The organism is Vitreimonas flagellata (assembly GCF_004634425.1).
GTDB classification, from domain to species: domain Bacteria; phylum Pseudomonadota; class Alphaproteobacteria; order Caulobacterales; family Aquidulcibacteraceae; genus Vitreimonas; species Vitreimonas flagellata.
Map to the genome: position 1 here is coordinate 920,480 of NZ_SBJL01000002.1, position 17,807 is coordinate 938,286.

A 17,807-nucleotide genomic window follows, 5' to 3' on the forward strand; every position below is an offset into this window, starting at 1 on the left:
ACCAATAAGTTACCAGAGTTAAGGTCCGTTCAGTAACAGCGGCGCAACATCTGGCGCTTTCGCCGAATCCTTCGAGCCACTAGATTCACCCTATGAATTCCACAGCCCGCCGCCGCGCCATGGATGCGCTGAAGCGCCAGCGCGCGCCCGCGCCGGCCGGGCCGTTGTTCGCGGTGGAGGAAGATGACGCGGAATTCGAGCACGACACTTTGGACAAGGTGTCGGTGCTTTTTCCGCTGCCGTTGCCGGAGCCGTTCGACTACCGCGCCGCGACCTCGCTTGGCATCGAGCCTGGCATGCATGTGATCGCGCCGATCGGGTCGCGGCTGGTGCGCGGCGTGGTCTGGGATGTTCAGCGCAACAATCCTGCCGCTGCGAATCTGAAGGCGATCGAAGAAGTGTTGCCCGGCCCGCCAGTGCCGGAAATTTCGCGCATCTTCGTGGATTGGGCGGCGAAGTACCTGGTGCGGCCGCCGGGCGATTTGATCCGCATGGTCGTGCGCTCACCGGAGGCGCTGTTTCCGCCGCCGACGTACACCGTGCTCGCGCCAACGGGCGAGACGCCGCCAAAGCTCACCGAAGCACGCACGCGTGTGTTGGAGGAAGCGGCGAAGGAACAAGTCAACGCCGCTGAGCTTTCGCGTCGTGCGGAAACATCGTCGGCTGTTGTGAAGGGCCTGGTCGATTGCGGCGCGCTTGTGAAACTCGAGATCAGCGAAGACCCGCCATACCCTGCGCCGGACCTCAGCCGCACCGGTAAGGATCTCTCTGACATTCAACTTGCCGCCGCCGAAGAAGTGTGCGCCAGCGTGCGTGCGGGCGGCTTTCATGTGGCGCTGCTCGATGGCGTTACCGGCTCTGGCAAAACGGAAGTCTATCTCGAAGCTGTCGCCGAAGCCTTGAAGCTTGAGCCCGACGCACAAGTGCTGGTGCTGTTGCCGGAAATTGCGCTGACGCAAGCGGCGATGGGGCGCTTCAAGGCGCGTTTCGGTGTGACGCCCGTCGAATGGCACTCCGCCATTCCGCAAAAGGCGCGTCGCCGCGCATGGCGTGAAATCACGGCGGGCCGGGCGCGTCTGATCGTCGGCGCGCGCTCAGCGCTCTTCCTGCCGTACAAGAATCTCAAGCTCATCGTCATCGATGAAGAACACGATTCCTCTTACAAGCAGGAGGAAGGCGTTATCTATCAGGCGCGCGATCTCGCGGTGGCCCGCGCGAAGCTCGGCGAGTGCATGGTGATCCTCGCGAGCGCCACGCCATCGCTTGAAACGCTCGTCAACGCACAGCTCGGCCGCTACGCGCATGTGAAGCTCGCGGCGCGTCACGGCGTTGCGGAATTGCCCGATGTTGAGTTGGTTGATCTGAAAGAGGCCCCGCCGGAGAAGGGCAAGTGGCTGTCTCCGAAATTGGTGCGCGGCGCTGCAGAAGCGCTGCTGCGTGGCGAGCAATCGCTTTTCTATATGAACCGTCGCGGCTACGCGCCACTTACGCTTTGCCGCGCGTGTGGTCACCGGATGAAATCGCCGGAGACCGAGAGCTGGCTGGTCGAGCACAAATATTCAGGTCGCTTGGTTTGCCATCTCACCGGCTTCTCGATGCCGAAGCCGAAGGCGTGCCCGGAATGTTTGACGCCTGATAGCTTCACCTCGATCGGCCCCGGTGTTGAGCGCATCGAAGAAGAAGTGCGTGAGCATTTCCCGGAAGCGCGCATCGAAATCTTCTCCTCTGACACCACGCCCAATGGGGACGCCGTGCGCGATTTGGTGGCGCGCATGGAGAATAATGAGATCGACATTCTGATCGGCACGCAGATTGTCGCGAAGGGGCACAACTTCCCGAACCTGACGTTTGTGGGCGTCGTCGATGCTGATCTCGGCTTGAAGGGCGGCGATCTGCGTGCGGGCGAACGCACGTTCCAGCTTGTTAGCCAAGTCGCGGGCCGCGCCGGTCGCCACGAAAAGAAGGGCCGCGCGCTCATTCAAACTTACGCGCCGCACGAGCCGGTGATGCAGGCGCTCGCCGCGCAAGATCGCGACGCCTTCTTCGCCGCGGAGATCGCCGAGCGCGAAGCCGCCGGCATGCCGCCCTATGGCCGCTTGGCGGCGGTGATCGTCTCCGCGCCGAACGAGCAGCTCGCCAACGAAGCGTCCAAGACGATGGGTGAGAAGGCGCCGATCGTGGAGGGGCTCGACCTCTGGGGGCCGGCGCCTGCGCCGCTTTCGGTGATCCGCGGCATGCATCGGCGTCGCTTTCTCATCCGCGCCAATCGCGGCGTGGACGTTTCGGCCTTCCTTGCCGCTTGGGCAAGCCGTGTAAAACTGCACAGCGCGGTCCGCGTGCAAATCGACGTGGACCCATACTCATTCCTTTGAGGAGGCCGCGATGGCGTACAAACCCTTCGATCTGACCGGTAAGGTCGCGCTTGTCACTGGCGGCAATGGCGGCATTGGTTTGGGCATGGCGGACGCCATCGCGCAGGCTGGCGCCAGCGTGGAAATCTGGGGCACCAGCCCCGAGAAGAACGCGAAAGCGCTCGCGCAACTCAAAGCGCATGGTGGAAAAGCGACGGCGCGTATCGTCGATGTGTCGAAGGAAGAAAACATCGTCGCCGGTTTCGAGGCGACGCTTGCGGAGCACGGCCGCATTGATGCGTGCTTCGCCAATGCCGGGATGTCGAACCGCTGGAAGTCGTTCCTCGACATTGGCGGCGCCGATTATCGCAAGCTGATGTCGATCAATGTCGACGGCATGATGTTCACGATGCGCGAGGCGTGTCGGCACATGAAGGCGCGGGCGGAAGCGGGTGATCCAGGCGGTATGGTTGTGTCCGTGGCCAGCATGGGCGCGCTCTTTGGCGCCGCGCGCAATCAGGACTATATCGCGTCGAAGGCCGCGATCATCGGCGTGACCAACAGCATCGCTGTCGAATTCGCGCGCTATGGCGTGCGCGCCAACGCGATCCTGCCGGGCTGGATCGAAACGGATATGACGAGCGTCGCGCAAGGGAGTGACTCGTTCACCAACAACGTGATCGCGCGTGTGCCGGCGCGGCGTTGGGGCAAGCCGGAAGAATTTGGCGGCATCGCGGTTTATCTGACCAGCGACGCCTCAAGCTTCCATTCCGGCGATTCCATCATCATCGATGGCGGTTACGGCAAGTTCTAGACGTCGTCGTCGCCGACCACGCCGCCTTCGCCTTCAAGCCGATTGAGCTGCTTCACATCGCGGCGCGTGAAGCGCAACCGCACGCCGGCGCCCATGTCGTCCTCGTCGAGAAAGACTGCGCCGGCTGCTTCGAGCGCGAGACGGAGCGCCTTGGCCGATTTGCGATCGAGTGCAGCGCCGCCCGTCTCAAAGTCGCGGATTGTTTTCTTGGAGACGCCCGACGCCTCGGCCAGCTGCTCGCGCGGCCATTGCACCAAAGCGCGTGCTGCGCGGCATAGGGCGGCGGTGAACTCCAATTCGGCCTCCATCGTCGTGATCGACAGCTTCTGCTGTATGAATATAGTGACACACAAATGCGACGCTTGCTCAAAATGCTCGCCGCGTTCGCGCTTTTGGCGAGCCCCGCGTCCGCGGATCAGGTGATTTCCCTCGATGGGGAGGTCGTGCGTATCATCCGCGTCGCCATGAATGCGGCGCCATACCGATCATGGGACGAATTGCGCGTGGCGATGCCGCAGACCGTGCGCTGGCATTTGGCCCCGCCGGATGATCGTGGGACGCGTGTCATCCGGCGCAGCGGATGGATTTCCGTGGCGGGGCGGCAAGCGGGCGTCGCGGCGTGCGGCTCGTCGCGCGGACCGGAGCTGCTGGCGCTGCGCATGGCCGACGGCATGGCGCCCATGCCCGCGGACGCAGATGCTGTGGTGCGCGGGTTGCGAGAGGGCGGGGTGGTGCTTGATCGGACGCCGGACGAGGATCGCGAGCTCTACACAATCGACGGGTCGTCTCTCTCGTTGCAGCGTATTGTTAGTTGTACGCGCGAGGGGGCGGCGGTGATGCGCTCATGCGAGGTGACGTTTCTGTTGAGCGTTCGCCCGGATTATCGCTCGGCGCCAATAGCGCGGACGTGCCGTGCGCCGTAATTGAGCTAAGCGCCCTCGATCAGCAGCACGACGACGTCTGCGCTGGCTTTCCGATCCTCGGCGATCTCATTGTATTCGGGTGAACTCGCCCAGGCGCGGAACGCGTCTTTATCGGCAAATTCCATCAGCACGACTTTGTTGCGATCCCACCATTGGCCTTCGAGCACGCGTGGCGCGTCGTCAGCGGCGAGCAGCTTGCCGTTGTACTTTTCAAGCACCGGCATGAAGCGGCTCATATAGCGGCCGTAGCGCTCCCGGTCGTGGATGTTCAATTGCGCGAGCGCGTAAACGGCCATTGGTCAGCCCTGACGGAAACGCAAGCGTGCGCAGACCTGGTCGGGCGAGTAGGGCAGCGCATAGGTTTCGCCGTCCACACGCGTTTCGAACTCTATCGCTTGGCGCAAGCCAACAACGAAAAGCGTGCCGTCCGCCGCCGCATATGTGCCGATCGCGGCCGGCCCTTGCGGGCCGCAGAAGAACGCACCTTCGGATGCGTCTTCGCCGCTCACGGCATGATAGAGCGTGGCGGATTCTTCGCCCGGCAAGCCCATGATCTGCGCCAGCGCGCCGCCAGGGCTTTGCGCCAGCAGATCGTTGTTTGTGTGGTTTCCTTGCTGGAAGGCGAGGCGTCGGCCATCCGCATGGCGCAACGCGAGACTGACGACCGGGTCCATGCCTTCGCCAGCTTCTTGCGTGGACGTTTCCTCCACCACGCTTTCGCCGACAGCCAACGACGTCGCCGCGTCCGCTGAGACAAGTGTCCGGCTGGTCACTGGCGCGGACGGCGCAACGCACGCGCTCAGCGCTAGCGCCGCGCCGGCCGCAAGATGGATGAACCGCATATCGTGCTCCCTTAGTGCGCCGCGGGTGGCGCGCCTTGCGCCGCCTTCTTCTTCTGCGCGTTGCGCGAGAGCATGTTGAGGCCCTCGACCATCGCGGAGAACGCCATCGCTGCGTAGATGTAGCCCTTCGGCACGTGCACGCCGAAGCCTTCGGCGATCAGCACCATACCGATCATCAGCAGGAAGCCGAGCGCGAGCATCACGACGGTTGGGTTGGCGTGAATGAAGTTCGCGACCGGGTCGGCGGCGAGCATCATTACGGTCACGGCGACGACAACGGCGACGACCATGATCGGCACGTGATCGGTCATGCCGACGGCGGTGAGGATCGAGTCGATCGAGAAGACGAGGTCGAGCAAAATGATCTGGAAGATCGCCGAACCGAAATTCATTGCGATCGGCGCCTTCTTATCCAGCACATCGCCGGTCGGCGTCGGGTCCACCGTGTGGTGGATTTCCTTCGTCGCCTTCCAGACGAGGAACAGGCCGCCCGCGATCAGGATGAGGTCGCGCCAGGAGAACGCGGTCTCGAAGCTTGGATTGCCGTGGTCGTCGAGCGAACCGACGAGGCCAAGGTCAAACAACGGCGCCGTAAGACCGACGATGAACGCGATGGTCGACAGCAGCACCAGACGCATGCCGAGCGCCAAGCCGATACCGATGCGGCGGGCGCGTTGGCGCTGATGCTCAGGTAGCTTGTTGGTCAGGATGGAAATGAAGATCAGGTTGTCGATGCCGAGCACGACCTCCATCACGATCAATGTGATGAGCGCCGCCCAAGCGGCCGGGTCCGACAAAAGCGGGGCGATATTCCAATCCATGCAGTGAATCCCTCTCCGGCGCATTGATGTAGGGGATTGCCTGTGCGGCGGGAAGGGCGTTTGAAGAGCGCGGGAGGACTGCTCATGCAAGCTGACGTTTCCGCAATCGGCATTGTCCGTTCGCCCCGCAAAGACCTGTCTGATGATTTTTGGGGCGCCGTCGAAGCCGAGATCGTTTTGGATGAAGCCTTTGGACCAGAGGCGCTTTTTGGGCTCGGCGATTTCAGCCACGTGGAGATTTTGTTCCTTATGCATCGCGTGGACGCCGCCAAGGTCGAGACCGGCGCGCGGCATCCGCGTGAGCGTGCCGATTGGCCTTTGGTGGGCATCTTCGGCCAGCGTGGTAAGGCGCGGCCCAACCGAATTGGGCTGACGCGCGCAATGATCGTCGCGGTTGAGGGCCGCGTGCTGCGTGTCCGCGGTCTCGATGCGATCGACGGTACGCCGGTGCTCGACATCAAACCCTGGATGGATGAGTTCGCGCCGATCGGCGCAACGCGGCAACCCGCCTGGGCGAGCGAATTGATGCGCGACTATTTCAAGGACTAGCGCTTAGCGCGGCGGCTCGCGGCCAATCGAGAGCAGGGCGTCCCACATTTCATCGGCAAAGCGGATGATAGCAACGCCGGCTTTCGCTTGCGTCTTCGCTTCGGTCATCTCGACCAGAGCTTCGCCCATAGCGACATCATCAGCGCCAGTGGCCGCTTCGACCGCGCGGGAAGCAGCGGCATCGAAGCGACCAAGGGCGCTGGTGAGGGCCACGGCGGCGTGGGGGATCGCCGTCATGTAGGGAAGCCTACACGAGCAGGTTTAAGCTTCTGTTCAGAAGTCTGGTGAATGCGTGAAAACCATGCAGCGCGCGCATTTACGCATGGATGTCGCGATCCTTCGTCTCTGGCCAGAAGAAGAATGTCACCAGCGCCGCAATCGCCGTGGCGATGGCTGGAAACCATAAGCCCGAATAGATCGAGCCTGTCGCCGTGTTGATCGCGAACACGATCGCCGGCAGCAAGCCGCCGAACCAGCCCGTGCCCACGTGATAGGGGAAACTCATCGCCGTGTAGCGAATGCGGGTGGGGAAGAGTTCGACGAGCGCTGCTGCTTGCGGGCCGTAAAGCGCGGTTGCGGCGACGATGAAGAGGATCATCACGGCGATGACACCCCATTTCTCGGTGAACACGCGGACAATCTCGGCCACGCTCCAATTCTGCATCGGGCCGGCGGCGGCTGCTGGATAACCGGCTTCGCTCAGCACGCCGCGCAATTGCTCACTGAAGGCCGTGCGCGTGGCGCGGATTTCCGACAAGGATTGGCCCGCCGCACTTACGCTCTCTACTTCGATCGCATCGCCGATGCGGATGCGCGCGAGCTCCCCTGGAGGGCCGTCCTGTGTCGTGTAGCTGACACCGGCGCTCGCCAACGCGCCTTTGGCGATGTCGCACGAAGTGGAGAATTGCTGCGCGCCGCCGGTAAGATCGAGCTGGAATGTGCAATCGGCCGGGTCAGCGATCACAACGACGGGCGTATTGCGCGACGCGGCGTCGAGCGCGGGATTGCCCGCTTGCGTGATGAAATGGAAGCCGGGGAAGTAAAGCGCCAGCATCAGCAACATGCCGAATAGCATCACCGGCTTGCGCCCGACCTTATCCGAGAGGCGCGCGAACAGCATGTAGAGCGGCGCCGACACGATCACGACCGAGATCATGATCAGGTTCACGGTCTGGCTGTCGATGCGGAGGATGCGCTCAAGGTAGAATTGCGAATAGAAGTGCGCCGTGTACCAGACGACGCCTTGCGCCATCATCACGCCGAATAGCGCGATGATCACGATCTTGAGATTGCGCCATTCGAAGAAGCTTTCGGCGTACGCGCGCTTCGAAATCGCGCCTTCGTCCTTCAGCTTTTGAAACGCCGGGCTCTCTTCGAGCTGCATGCGAATCCAAACCGAAATCGCCAGCAAACCGATCGAGATCAGGAAGGGGATACGCCAACCCCATTCGCGGAAGGCCTCTTCGCCCATGATGGCGCGGACAATGAGAACGACAGCGAGCGCGCCAATCAGGCCGACCGACGCTGACGTCTGAATCCAACCCGTGGCGCCGCCGCGACGGCCGTTCGGCGCGTGCTCGGCGACGTAGATCGCGGCGCCGCCATATTCGCCGCCCAGCGCGAATCCTTGCGCGACCCGGCAGGTCACCAACAGGATCGGCGCCCAAATGCCGATCGTCTCGGCCGTGGGCAGGAGGCCGATCGCGAACGTGGCGAGGCCCATAATAGTAATAGTGATGAGGAACGCGCCTTTGCGGCCCGTCGAGTCCCCGATCTTGCCGAACACCAGCGCCCCAATCGGGCGCACGATGAAGCCGACTGCGAACGTCAGCAGCGTGAAAACAAAGGCTTGAGCATCCGGCAGGCCCGCAAAGAAGTGCGTGCTCATCACCGAGGCGAGCGCGCCATAGACAAAGAAGTCGTACCACTCGAACACGGTGCCTGCGGCGGACGCCGCGACCACCTGGCGCAGCTTGGCGGGCGAGACTTCTTCGGTACTGGGCGTTGCTGCCGGCGCGTCGGTCATGTGTGCGTTTCCCCCTGGAGCCATGCGGCTCTTTTGTCGCTGATCGGGGGGGCTTGGGCCCCGTTGTCAAGCCCGAACGGAGCGTGGTACGTCGCGCGCGCGTCACATGGAGCCGCGCGCGTTGCGTTGCGGGCTATGTGCGTTTGGGGATTTTTCCCCAGTGGCGTCATCCAAGCCGCCGGATTTTCGCGATCGCCGCGCACGAAGCGCAGCGGTGCGAGGAGCCAGCGGCGGAACCAGCGAGACAGACGTGGCCGAAGGGTTCGACGGCGTAGCTTCCGAGGCGGCAGGGCGCTATGCGCAAGCCGTGTTCGACTTGGCGAAGGAGGCCAAGGCGCTCGAAGCTGTGGAACAGGATTTTGCTAAGTTTTCAGCGGCTTGGGCTGAGAGTGCGGATCTGCGCGCGACCGCTCGTTCGCCTCTGATCGATCCCGATGCAAAGGCCAAGGCGTTGGTCGCCGTGGCCGCCAAGCTCGGCCTCTCCGATCTCGGCCAAAAAGCCGTCGGCACGATCGCCAAGAATCGTCGCGCCGCCGAGCTGCCGGCCATCGCCGCGACCTACCGCAAGCTGGTCACCCGTGAGCGCGGCGCCCGCCAAATCGAAATCATTTCCGCCAAGCCCCTGGCTGACGCGGAGAAGACCGCCATCGTTGACGCGCTCAGCAAGAAGCTGGGCGCCAAGGTGGAAGCCGAAACGTCCGTAGACGAAAGCCTCATCGGCGGCTTTGTCGTTCGCGCCGGCTCCCGCCAGTTCGATGCTTCCGTAAAATCCAAGCTGGACGCGCTGCGTCTCGCACTGAAATCCGCCTGAGGGGTTACATAGATGGACGTCCGCGCCGCAGAAATTTCCGCAATCCTCAAGGAACAGATCAAGGGCTTCGGCTCCGAAGCGCAGGTGGCTGAAGTCGGTCGCGTGCTTTCGGTCGGCGACGGTATCGCCCGTGTCTATGGCCTCGAAAGCGTTCAGGCCGGCGAAATGGTCGAATTCCCGGGTGGCATCAAAGGCATGGCGCTCAACCTTGAGCGCGACAATGTAGGCGTCGTTATCTTCGGCGAAGACCGCAGCCTGAAGGAAGGCGACACTGTTAAGCGCCTCGGCGAAATCGTCGACGTGCCTGTGGGCAAAGGTTTGCTCGGTCGTGTCGTGAACCCCTTGGGCGAACCGATCGATGGCAAGGGCCCGATCGTCGCCACCGAGCGCCGCACGGTCGACGTGAAGGCGCCGGGCATCATTCCGCGTAAGTCGGTGCATGAGCCGATGCAGACGGGTATCAAGGCGATCGACGCGCTGATCCCGATCGGCCGGGGCCAACGCGAATTGATCATCGGCGACCGCCAAACCGGCAAGACCGCCGTGGCGCTCGACACCATCCTCTATCAACGCGAAGCGCACGACCGGAACGCGCCGGAGAGCGAAAAGCTCTACTGCATCTACGTCGTCATCGGTCAAAAGCGCTCGACGGTGGCGCAGCTCGTGAAGACGCTCGAAGACAAGGGCGCGCTGAAGTATTCGATCGTTGTCGCCGCGACTGCGTCGGAGCCGGCGCCGCTGCAATATCTTGCGCCGATGGCCGGCTGCGCGATGGGCGAATATTTCCGCGACAATGGCATGCACGCGCTCATCATCTATGATGACTTGTCGAAGCAGGCCGTCGCGTATCGTCAAATGTCGCTGCTGCTGCGCCGCCCGCCGGGCCGCGAAGCCTATCCGGGCGACGTCTTCTATCTGCACTCCCGTTTGCTCGAGCGCGCGGCGAAGCTGAACGAAGACAACAAGTCGGGTTCGCTGACGGCGCTGCCGATCATCGAAACGCAAGCCAACGACGTCTCGGCTTACATTCCGACCAACGTGATCTCGATTACGGACGGCCAGATCTTCTTGGAAACCGATCTTTTCTTCCAAGGCATCCGTCCGGCGCTCAACGTCGGTATCTCGGTGTCGCGCGTCGGCGGCAACGCCCAGATCAAGGCGATGAAGCAAGTCGCCGGCCCGCTGAAGGGCGAGCTCGCGCAATATCGTGAAATGGCCGCGTTCGCGAAGTTCGGTTCGGACCTCGACGCCGCCACGCAACGCTTGCTGAACCGCGGCGCGCGCCTGACGGAATTGCTGAAGCAACCGCAATTCTCGCCGGTGCCGGTTGAAGAGCAAATCCTGCTGATCTACGCCGGCACGCGCGGTTATCTCGACAAGGTCGCGGTCAGCGATGTCGGCCGTTACGAGCAAGAATTGGTGTCTTGGTTCCGCGCCAAGAAGGCCGACGTGCTCAAAGCGATCGTCGATAAGAAGGACATCGGCAAGGACGGCATTGAGGACAAGCTCAAGGCCGGCCTCGAAGAATTCACGGCTTCGTTCGCCTAAGGGATCGCAATGCCGAGCTTAAAAGAGTTCCGCAATCGGATCGCCAGCGTGAAATCCACGCAGAAGATCACGAAGGCGATGCAGATGGTGGCGGCCGCCAAGCTGAAGCGCGCGCAAGCGTCGGCGGAAGCCGCGCGTCCGTACGCTGACCGCATGGCGCGCGTGATCGCCAACCTCGCTGCAGCGGTGAAGGGCGATGACGCTCCGGCGCTGTTGCGCGGCACCGGCAAGGATCAAGTGCAACTCGTTGTCGTGATGACGAGCGAGCGTGGCCTGTGCGGCGGCTTCAACACGCAAATCGTCCGCGCTGCGCGCGAACGCATTAGCGAGCTGATCGCGTCGGGCAAGACTGTGAAGATCCTCGCCGTCGGCAAGAAGGGCCGTGATCAGCTGCGCCGTCTCTATGGCGATAAGATCATTGGCTACATCGATCTCTCGGGCTTCCGCAACATTTCGAGCGACGCCGCGCAGATCGTTGGCGACAAGATCAACGAACTCTATGCCGCTGGCGAGTTCGACGTCGCGACCATCTTCTTCTCGCGCTTCAAGTCCGTGATCAGCCAAGTGCCGACGGCGCTGCAACTGATCCCGGCGAAAGCGCCGGAAGGCGTGAACCCGCCGGACCTGAAGGGCGCCGCGTACGAGTACGAGCCGGGCGAAGGCGAAATCCTCGAAGCTCTGCTGCCGCGCTACATGAACGGCCAAATCCTGCAGGCGCTGTTGGAAAACCAAGCTGGCTTCTTCGGCGCGCAGATGAGCGCGATGGACAACGCCACGCGCAACGCCGGCGACATGATCAAGAAGTTGTCGCTGCGCTACAACCGCCAGCGCCAAGCCAACATCACCAAGGAGCTGATCGAAATCATCTCCGGCGCCGAAGCTTTGTAAGGAGGCGACCATGGCAGACGCACTCTTCACGACGACAGCGATTTCCAAGGGCGGTCGCGCAGGCGGCAAGATTGCGCTCGCAGAGGGCGGCCTCTGGATTCACACCGAGCATTCCAAGGGCCTCGGTGGTTCGGGCGAGGGCACGAACCCGGAGCAGCTTTTCGCGCTCGGCTGGTCGAATTGCTTCAACAGCGCCGTGCTGTTTGTCGCGACGCAAAAGAAGATCGACGCCTCGAAGGCCGTCGTGAAATGCGAAGTCGGCATCGGCCGCGAAGAAGGCGGTTTGGGCCTCTCCGCAAAGCTCACGCTGGCGATCCCCGATATGGATCGCGCGCAAGTGCAGGAACTCATCGAAGCGGCGCACCAAGTTTGCCCGTATTCGAAGGCCACCCGGAACAACATCCCCGTCGAGTTGATCGTCGAGGGCTAACCCAGATTTCGCGGCGTACGCCGCCGCACACGAACTGACCGAGGAAGAGAAATGGCACAGCAAGGAAAAGGTCGCGTAGTCCAGGTGATCGGCGCCGTTGTCGACGTCGAATTCGATGGCGCGCTCCCGAACATCTACAACGCGCTCGAAACCACGAATAACGGCAATCGCCTCGTGCTCGAAGTGGCGACCCATCTCGGCGAAAACACTGTCCGCACCATCGCGATGGACGCGACGGACGGCCTCGTGCGCGGCCAAGCCGTGACGGATACCGGTGCGCCGATCTCGGTGCCGGTCGGTGAAGAAACGCTGGGCCGCATTCTCAACGTCATCGGCGAGCCGATCGACGAAGCGGGCCCGGTCAACAACACCGCGACGCGCGCGATCCACCAACCGGCGCCGGAATTCGTCGATCAAAAGCCGCTGCCGGAAATCCTCGTCACCGGCATCAAGGTCGTCGATTTGCTCTGCCCGTATTCGAAGGGCGGCAAGATCGGTCTGTTCGGCGGCGCGGGCGTCGGCAAGACCGTGCTCATCCAAGAGCTGATCAACAACATCGCGAAGGCCTACGGCGGCTATTCAGTGTTCGCCGGCGTCGGCGAGCGCACGCGCGAAGGCAACGACCTCTATCACGAGATGATCGAGTCCGGCGTGAACAAGCACGGCGGCGGTCAAGGCTCGCGTTGCGCGCTCGTGTTCGGCCAGATGAACGAACCGCCGGGTGCGCGCGCCCGCGTTGCGCTTTCGGGTCTGACGATCGCTGAGCACTTCCGCGATCAGGGCAAGGATATTCTGTTCTTCGTCGACAACGTGTTCCGCTTCACGCAAGCCGGCTCGGAAGTGTCGGCGTTGCTCGGCCGTATTCCTTCGGCGGTCGGCTATCAGCCGACGCTGGCGACCGAAATGGGCGCCATGCAAGAGCGCATCACGTCGACCACGAAGGGTTCGATCACCTCGGTGCAAGCCATCTACGTTCCGGCCGACGACTTGACCGACCCGGCGCCTGCCGCATCGTTCGCTCACTTGGACGCCACCACCGTTCTCTCGCGCGACATCGCCGCGAAGGGCATCTATCCGGCCGTCGACCCGCTCGACTCCACGTCGCGTATTCTCGATCCGAACGTCGTCGGTGAAGAGCATTACCAAGTGGCGCGTCAGGTCCAAGAGACGCTGCAGAAGTATAAGTCGCTGCAGGACATCATCGCCATTCTCGGCATGGATGAACTCTCGGAGGACGACAAACTCGTCGTCGCCCGCGCGCGTAAGATCGAGCGCTTCCTGTCGCAGCCGTTCCACGTCGCCGAAGCCTTCACCGGCTCGCCGGGCGTGCTCTGCGATCTGAAGGACACGATCCGTGGCTTCAAGGGTCTGGTGAACGGCGATTACGATCACCTCCCAGAACCGGCCTTCTACATGGTCGGCTCGATCGAGGAAGCGATCGCGAAAGCGCAACGCCTGGCGGCTGAAGCGGCCTAACGGCAGAGCGAGGAGTTGGTTCAGTGCAGAATTTCTTTGCGAACTGGCTCGGACCGTTGCCGCCGGGCGTGCAGAGCTCACCCGCCAACACGTTCCAGATCACTGGGCCGGATGGCAAAGAGTTGACCTCGCTGACGCCCAAACAAGCGCAACCACTTGCACGGCAGGCTCCGGCGCAACACGCCGCGCCCGCGCCGCAAGCGGTCGCGCAACAGCCCGCTCCGCCAACACCTGCGCCGGAGCCGGAGAAGAAGAAAAAAGGTTGGTTCTAAGCTATGGCTGAGAAGCTGAACTTCGCCCTCGTCTCGCCGGAGCGTGAGCTTTTTCACGGCGATGTCGATCAAGTCGTGGTGCCGGGCTCGGAAGGCGAGTTTGGCGTGCTGCCGAACCACGCGCCGGTGATGAGCGTGATCAAGCCGGGCGCGCTGCGGGTGATGGATGGCGGGTCGGAGCGTCGTATCTTCGTCAACGGCGGCTTCGCCGACGTGACGCCAGACGGCCTCACCGTTTTGGCCGAGGAGGCGATTGATCTCGACGACGTCGATAGCGCTGAAGTCGAGCAACAGCTCAAGAACGCGCACGACGATTTGCGTGACTCGCTCGGGAGCGATTCCAAGCGCGAAGCGGCCGAGCGCGCCGTGGCCCGTCTCGAAGCGCTGAAGGCCGCGCTGCACTAAAACTGCATCAAAGCTGCGCTTGCCGGTACGCGCCGGCCGCGCCAAGTTTGCAGCGATGCTGCATCCTCAACTCATGCCTGCGCTGATTGGCGCGGTGCTTGGCTTTGCGTTCATCGCCTGGACGACGATCTGGCTCGTGCGCCGTTGGCGCACGCTCTCGCCGCGCACGCGCTGGCTCGCCTTCGCCGCGATCGCTGTTGTCGAGATCGGGTATTGGGTCAACATCTATGCGTGGTTCATTGAGCCGAACACGCTGGTCGTGCGCCATGTCGAGATCGTCAGCGATGATTGGCGCGGCGCGCCGCTGACGATTGCCGCGATCAGTGACGTGCATGTCGGCGGCCCGCATGTGGACGCAGCGCGCATGGGGCGCATCGTGCAGCGTCTGAATGAGCTGCGGCCGGAGCTCGTCGTCATGCTCGGCGATTTTGTGAACGGGCACGCGCCGGAAGCGGAGCGCACGCCCGCTGAGAACCAAGAAATCCTGGGCGGTATCGCCACGTTCGGCGCGCTCAATGCGCGTTACGGTGCGGTTGCCGCGATCGGCAATCACGATTCCTGGTATGGCCGTGGCGCGGTCACGACCGCGTTGCAGGATGCTGGCGTCGCGGCGCTCTGGAACAGGCACATCGTCATTCGTCGCAGCGGCGGCGCGATTGTTGTCGCGGGCATTGCCGATGCGTGGACTGGTGATCCTGATTTCGCTGCTGCACTCGATGGCGCGCCGGCAAACATCGACACGATCATCATTGGTCACAACCCGGATAGCTTCGCCGACATGCCGGACGGCCCCGCACTGATGCTGGCCGGCCATTCGCATTGCGGGCAGGTGACGATCCCGTTCATTGGTCGTCCCGCCAGCGTTGTGCGCAATCGCGCGTATGAATGTCATCTGGTCGAAGAAAATGGCCGCAGGCTCTACACGACGGGCGGCATCGGCACGAGCACGCTGCCCGTGCGCTTCCTGACGCCGCCAGAGATTGTGATGATCACGATACGAAGCGGTGCGTCTGGTACTGAGCCGCCGCTTGTTCAACGTAGCTAAGCGCCCGCGCCGTCGCCAAATCCGAACAGAGAAAGTTGCTTGCGCTTGGCTTTCACCGGCTTTGGCCCAATGCCGCGCGCGGTCAGCCATTGCAGCGTCATGGCGGCGACTTCGGGCGCTTCGGGTTCGCCGACGAGCCAATGGCTCATCTCGGGGAATTCGTGGAAGTGCGCTTGCGATCCAGGGAAGCGCGAGATCAAGCGACGCACCGTGCTTGATGGGTTCACGCGATCGCGCCCGCCGGCCAACCCGAGCACAGGCGCTGCGATCCGATAGACCGGCGCTTGCGCCGCCATCGAATGATCGGACCACCATTGCACGGCTTCGCGGATGGCGCGTCCGCTCTCCGGCACAAAGCGCGCGAATACGCGGCGCGCATCGTCGCGCTCCAAACGATCGAGCGTTGCGTTGCGCGCCACGCGATAATCCGGCGGGATCGGCCTGCGCCAATAATCTCCCAACAATGACAAACCAAACTGGCTACCGTGCTCTTCCAGAGTGGTCGGCATCACGCCCCAGGGCGCGCTTGGCGCAAGCAACACGAGACCAGCGACGGGTGCATGCATCGCCGCCATTTGCGAGACGAGGCCACCCAGTGAGTGGCCAACCAACACCGGCGGCGCGCGCAAGCCATGCAGATAATGCACGATCGACTTCGAATATTCTTTCAGCCCCGCTTGCGCGAGTTGCTCGAGATCGGCGCCGCGCTCGTGATGCGGAAGGTTGGGTGCGTGCGTTTCGAATCCCGCCGCTTCGAACGGCTCGCGAAACGCGTCAAACGCCCAGCCGCCGCAGAACGCGCCGTGCACAAACACGACGGGCGTCACGACAGAATTGGTCTTCATGCGCGGGCGGCCCAAGCGGCGCCCATCGGGCAAAACATCATTTGGAATCCCCCACGCTGTACTTCTTGAACCGCTGCGCCACGATCTCGTACGTGGGGCGCTTAAACGGTATCACTAAGCCGGGCGCCGTCTCTAGCGCAGCCCAACGCCAATCGCTGAATTCCGGCGTGTGTGTGTCGAGTTTAATGTCTGCGTCGCGGCCTTTGAAGCGGAACGCGAACCACTTCTGCCGTTGACCGAGGTAACGACCGCGTGGCCTCATTTTTGTGCGCACGTCGATGGGGAATTCGTAATAATACCAATCTGCCGTTTCTTCGAGCAGATCGACGTGCGCTGCCGTTACGCCAATCTCTTCTTCAAGTTCGCGATACGCCGCTTCAAGCGTGGTCTCACCGCGATCCACGCCGCCTTGCGGCATCTGCCACTGATAGGGGCCTTCGGCGCCAGCGCGTTTGCCCAAGAACACAAGCCCGTCGCGATGAAACAGCGCAAGGCCAACATTGGGGCGGAATTTTTTGGGGTCGCGAGCTTCTGTCATCGGCGCGCGGCGCGTGCATTGAGCACGGCCGATGCTGGCGCCAATTCGTATCCGCGTGTTTCGACGTCACGCGCCCAGCGACCGACCTGTTCCATGGTCACAGGATAGGCAAAACCGGCGCCGACCGCGCTCTGATTTTGCAGCGCCAACGCCTCCAAATTGAGCAATTGATCATCGATCGCATCGGCCTCGCGCCGCGCGTCAATGATGCGGTCCGCCGCTGTGCTCGGCAGGCCTGCGCGCTGCGCCTCGACGCTCAACGCCGTGCGTTGGCCGATGCCGCTGGAGAGAAACACAAGCCCGCGGCGGCGCAATTGTTGTACAACCGGCGCAGAGGCCTGCGCTGATGTCGCAAAGCGCGCGCCTTGGTAATTCGTTACGCCGAAATAGCCGGACGCGCGCGAGAGCAATTGTTCGAGCCGTTGCGTGTTCTGTTGCGCGGATGCGCCCGCGAGCAATGTTTGCGGACCAGTGTCGTCCGCGTCCGGATCGAATGGCTCCATCGGCAGTTCGATCAGCACTTCGTGGCCGCGTGCACGCGCGCGATCGATCCAGCCTTGCAGGTCGTTGGCGTACGGCACGAAGGAGAGTGTGATTTCCGCTGGCAATTCATCGATCGCTTGCGTGGTGGCGCGCGCGTTGAAGCCCAAGCCGCCGATCACGACCGCAATCATCGGTCGGCCCTGCACAGGCGTGAACGGCCGCGCATAGGCTTGCGCAGGCGTGCGCCCGTTCGATGCGATAATCGGCAACACGCCATTCGGGCCAGGCTCGGTCATGCCCGCGATCGGTGCGCGCGGCAGCGGCGATGCGGCGGGGCGATGCGGCGCTTCCGAAGATTCAACAACAGAAACGCGCAATTGCCCGTCGGACCCGATCTCGCCGATCTCAGCGCCAACGCTCGCGTCGGGCAGCTCGCTCAGATCGAACAACTCGTAGTCTTGGCCATTCTCATCGATCGCCGCATCCGAGAAGCTCACCGTCGGCGCGTTCGCGGCGGCGTCGCTTGGCGCGAGCGCCACGACGCGGCGCGGGCCAGCTGCATTTGGATCGCCGAATATTTGAATCGCGCCAAACGCGCTGAGCGCGAGCAGCGCAGCCACGCCGATCGCGAGAAAGCGGTGATTGACTTGCGGTGCGCCGGGTTTGGCCTTTGGCGCGGGTTTCCGCGCAAGGCCAGGAGCGCTCGTTCGCGGGCGAATCATGGGTCCGAAACATCCATG

The 17,807-nt window shown here is 62.9% G+C and carries 20 protein-coding genes and 2 pseudogenes; 12 read left to right on the forward strand and 10 right to left on the reverse strand.

What is annotated here, in order from left to right:
* Positions 1–92 precede the first annotated feature (92 nt).
* Both EPJ54_RS12420 and EPJ54_RS12425 read left to right on the forward strand, forming a co-directional pair.
* A complete protein-coding gene (locus EPJ54_RS12420) occupies positions 93–2,372 on the forward strand; it encodes a primosomal protein N' (protein WP_239590901.1) in 2,280 nt (759 codons plus the stop codon).
* Positions 2,373–2,382: 10 nt separating this feature from the next.
* Positions 2,383–3,165, forward strand: a complete 783-nt coding sequence (locus tag EPJ54_RS12425; protein ID WP_135212024.1) for an SDR family NAD(P)-dependent oxidoreductase — start codon at positions 2,383–2,385, stop codon at positions 3,163–3,165.
* Here EPJ54_RS12425 and EPJ54_RS12430 read toward each other — a convergent pair.
* Positions 3,162–3,473, reverse strand: coding sequence for a helix-turn-helix domain-containing protein (locus EPJ54_RS12430; RefSeq protein WP_239590902.1), 312 nt, complete (start codon positions 3,471–3,473; stop codon positions 3,162–3,164). The two genes, EPJ54_RS12425 and EPJ54_RS12430, sit on opposite strands and share 4 nt — an antisense overlap.
* A gap of 45 nt (positions 3,474–3,518) precedes the next feature.
* Here EPJ54_RS12430 and EPJ54_RS12435 point away from each other — a divergent pair, with 45 nt between their 5' ends.
* Positions 3,519–4,088: a hypothetical protein gene (locus EPJ54_RS12435; protein ID WP_135212025.1), complete on the forward strand. Its 570-nt coding sequence runs from the start codon at positions 3,519–3,521 to the stop codon at positions 4,086–4,088.
* 5 nt (positions 4,089–4,093) lie between these two features.
* On the opposite strand, the gene EPJ54_RS12440 is transcribed toward EPJ54_RS12435, so the two are convergent.
* Genes EPJ54_RS12440 through EPJ54_RS12450 form a run of 3 tightly spaced genes read right to left on the reverse strand, consistent with a single transcriptional unit; the run spans position 4,094 to position 5,751 of the window.
* Positions 4,094–4,384 (reverse strand): DUF1330 domain-containing protein, encoded by a 291-nt coding sequence (locus tag EPJ54_RS12440; RefSeq protein WP_135212026.1) that lies wholly within the window; start codon positions 4,382–4,384, stop codon positions 4,094–4,096.
* Between the two features lie 3 nt (positions 4,385–4,387).
* Positions 4,388–4,930 carry a hypothetical protein gene (locus tag EPJ54_RS12445; RefSeq protein WP_135212027.1) on the reverse strand — a complete coding sequence of 181 codons (543 nt, stop codon included), beginning with the start codon at positions 4,928–4,930 and terminating at the stop codon, positions 4,388–4,390.
* Positions 4,931–4,941: 11 nt separating this feature from the next.
* Positions 4,942–5,751, reverse strand: coding sequence for a TerC family protein (locus tag EPJ54_RS12450; RefSeq protein ID WP_135212028.1), 810 nt, complete (start codon positions 5,749–5,751; stop codon positions 4,942–4,944).
* Between the two features lie 84 nt (positions 5,752–5,835).
* Here EPJ54_RS12450 and EPJ54_RS12455 point away from each other — a divergent pair, with 84 nt between their 5' ends.
* Positions 5,836–6,300 (forward strand): SAM-dependent methyltransferase, encoded by a 465-nt coding sequence (locus EPJ54_RS12455; RefSeq protein WP_135212029.1) that lies wholly within the window; start codon positions 5,836–5,838, stop codon positions 6,298–6,300.
* Positions 6,301–6,303: 3 nt separating this feature from the next.
* Here the strand turns inward: EPJ54_RS12455 and EPJ54_RS12460 are convergent, their stop codons facing one another.
* Positions 6,304–6,537 (reverse strand): hypothetical protein, encoded by a 234-nt coding sequence (locus EPJ54_RS12460; RefSeq protein ID WP_135212030.1) that lies wholly within the window; start codon positions 6,535–6,537, stop codon positions 6,304–6,306.
* A 79-nt stretch (positions 6,538–6,616) separates the two neighbouring features.
* Entirely contained in the window at positions 6,617–8,326 is a 1,710-nt protein-coding gene (locus tag EPJ54_RS12465; protein ID WP_135212031.1) for an MFS transporter, read from the reverse strand.
* A 250-nt stretch (positions 8,327–8,576) separates the two neighbouring features.
* Between EPJ54_RS12465 and EPJ54_RS12470 the strand changes: the two genes are divergently transcribed.
* From EPJ54_RS12470 to EPJ54_RS12505, 8 genes are read left to right on the forward strand one after another with little or no spacing between them, the layout of a single operon-like run.
* Positions 8,577–9,137, forward strand: a complete 561-nt coding sequence (locus tag EPJ54_RS12470; protein WP_167755705.1) for a F0F1 ATP synthase subunit delta — start codon at positions 8,577–8,579, stop codon at positions 9,135–9,137.
* Between the two features lie 12 nt (positions 9,138–9,149).
* Positions 9,150–10,685, forward strand: a complete 1,536-nt coding sequence (gene atpA / locus EPJ54_RS12475; protein ID WP_135212033.1) for a F0F1 ATP synthase subunit alpha — start codon at positions 9,150–9,152, stop codon at positions 10,683–10,685.
* A 9-nt stretch (positions 10,686–10,694) separates the two neighbouring features.
* Positions 10,695–11,573, forward strand: a complete 879-nt coding sequence (locus EPJ54_RS12480) for a F0F1 ATP synthase subunit gamma (protein WP_135212034.1) — start codon at positions 10,695–10,697, stop codon at positions 11,571–11,573.
* Positions 11,574–11,583: 10 nt separating this feature from the next.
* Positions 11,584–12,003 carry an organic hydroperoxide resistance protein gene (locus EPJ54_RS12485; protein ID WP_135212035.1) on the forward strand — a complete coding sequence of 140 codons (420 nt, stop codon included), beginning with the start codon at positions 11,584–11,586 and terminating at the stop codon, positions 12,001–12,003.
* Between the two features lie 51 nt (positions 12,004–12,054).
* Entirely contained in the window at positions 12,055–13,479 is a 1,425-nt protein-coding gene (gene atpD / locus EPJ54_RS12490) for a F0F1 ATP synthase subunit beta (protein WP_135212036.1), read from the forward strand.
* Between the two features lie 23 nt (positions 13,480–13,502).
* Entirely contained in the window at positions 13,503–13,751 is a 249-nt protein-coding gene (locus EPJ54_RS12495) for a hypothetical protein (RefSeq protein ID WP_135212037.1), read from the forward strand.
* A gap of 3 nt (positions 13,752–13,754) precedes the next feature.
* On the forward strand, positions 13,755–14,156 hold the full coding sequence (locus EPJ54_RS12500; RefSeq protein WP_135212038.1) for a F0F1 ATP synthase subunit epsilon: 402 nt from the start codon (positions 13,755–13,757) through the stop codon (positions 14,154–14,156).
* A 19-nt stretch (positions 14,157–14,175) separates the two neighbouring features.
* On the forward strand, positions 14,176–15,201 hold the full coding sequence (locus tag EPJ54_RS12505; RefSeq protein ID WP_135212039.1) for a metallophosphoesterase: 1,026 nt from the start codon (positions 14,176–14,178) through the stop codon (positions 15,199–15,201).
* Here EPJ54_RS12505 and EPJ54_RS12510 read toward each other — a convergent pair.
* From EPJ54_RS12510 to EPJ54_RS12520, 4 genes and pseudogenes are all read right to left on the reverse strand, one after another.
* A pseudogene (locus tag EPJ54_RS12510) lies at positions 15,198–15,962 on the reverse strand (alpha/beta hydrolase); the annotation flags it as partial. The gene EPJ54_RS12505 and the pseudogene EPJ54_RS12510 overlap by 4 nt on opposite strands.
* Positions 15,941–16,046 (reverse strand): annotated as a pseudogene (locus tag EPJ54_RS20425) (alpha/beta hydrolase); the annotation flags it as partial. The pseudogenes EPJ54_RS20425 and EPJ54_RS12510, both read right to left, overlap by 22 nt.
* A gap of 37 nt (positions 16,047–16,083) precedes the next feature.
* Entirely contained in the window at positions 16,084–16,584 is a 501-nt protein-coding gene (locus tag EPJ54_RS12515) for an RNA pyrophosphohydrolase (protein ID WP_135212041.1), read from the reverse strand.
* A complete protein-coding gene (locus tag EPJ54_RS12520; RefSeq protein ID WP_135212042.1) occupies positions 16,581–17,789 on the reverse strand; it encodes a divergent polysaccharide deacetylase family protein in 1,209 nt (402 codons plus the stop codon). Before EPJ54_RS12520 ends, EPJ54_RS12515 begins: the two co-directional genes overlap by 4 nt.
* Positions 17,790–17,807 lie beyond the last annotated feature (18 nt).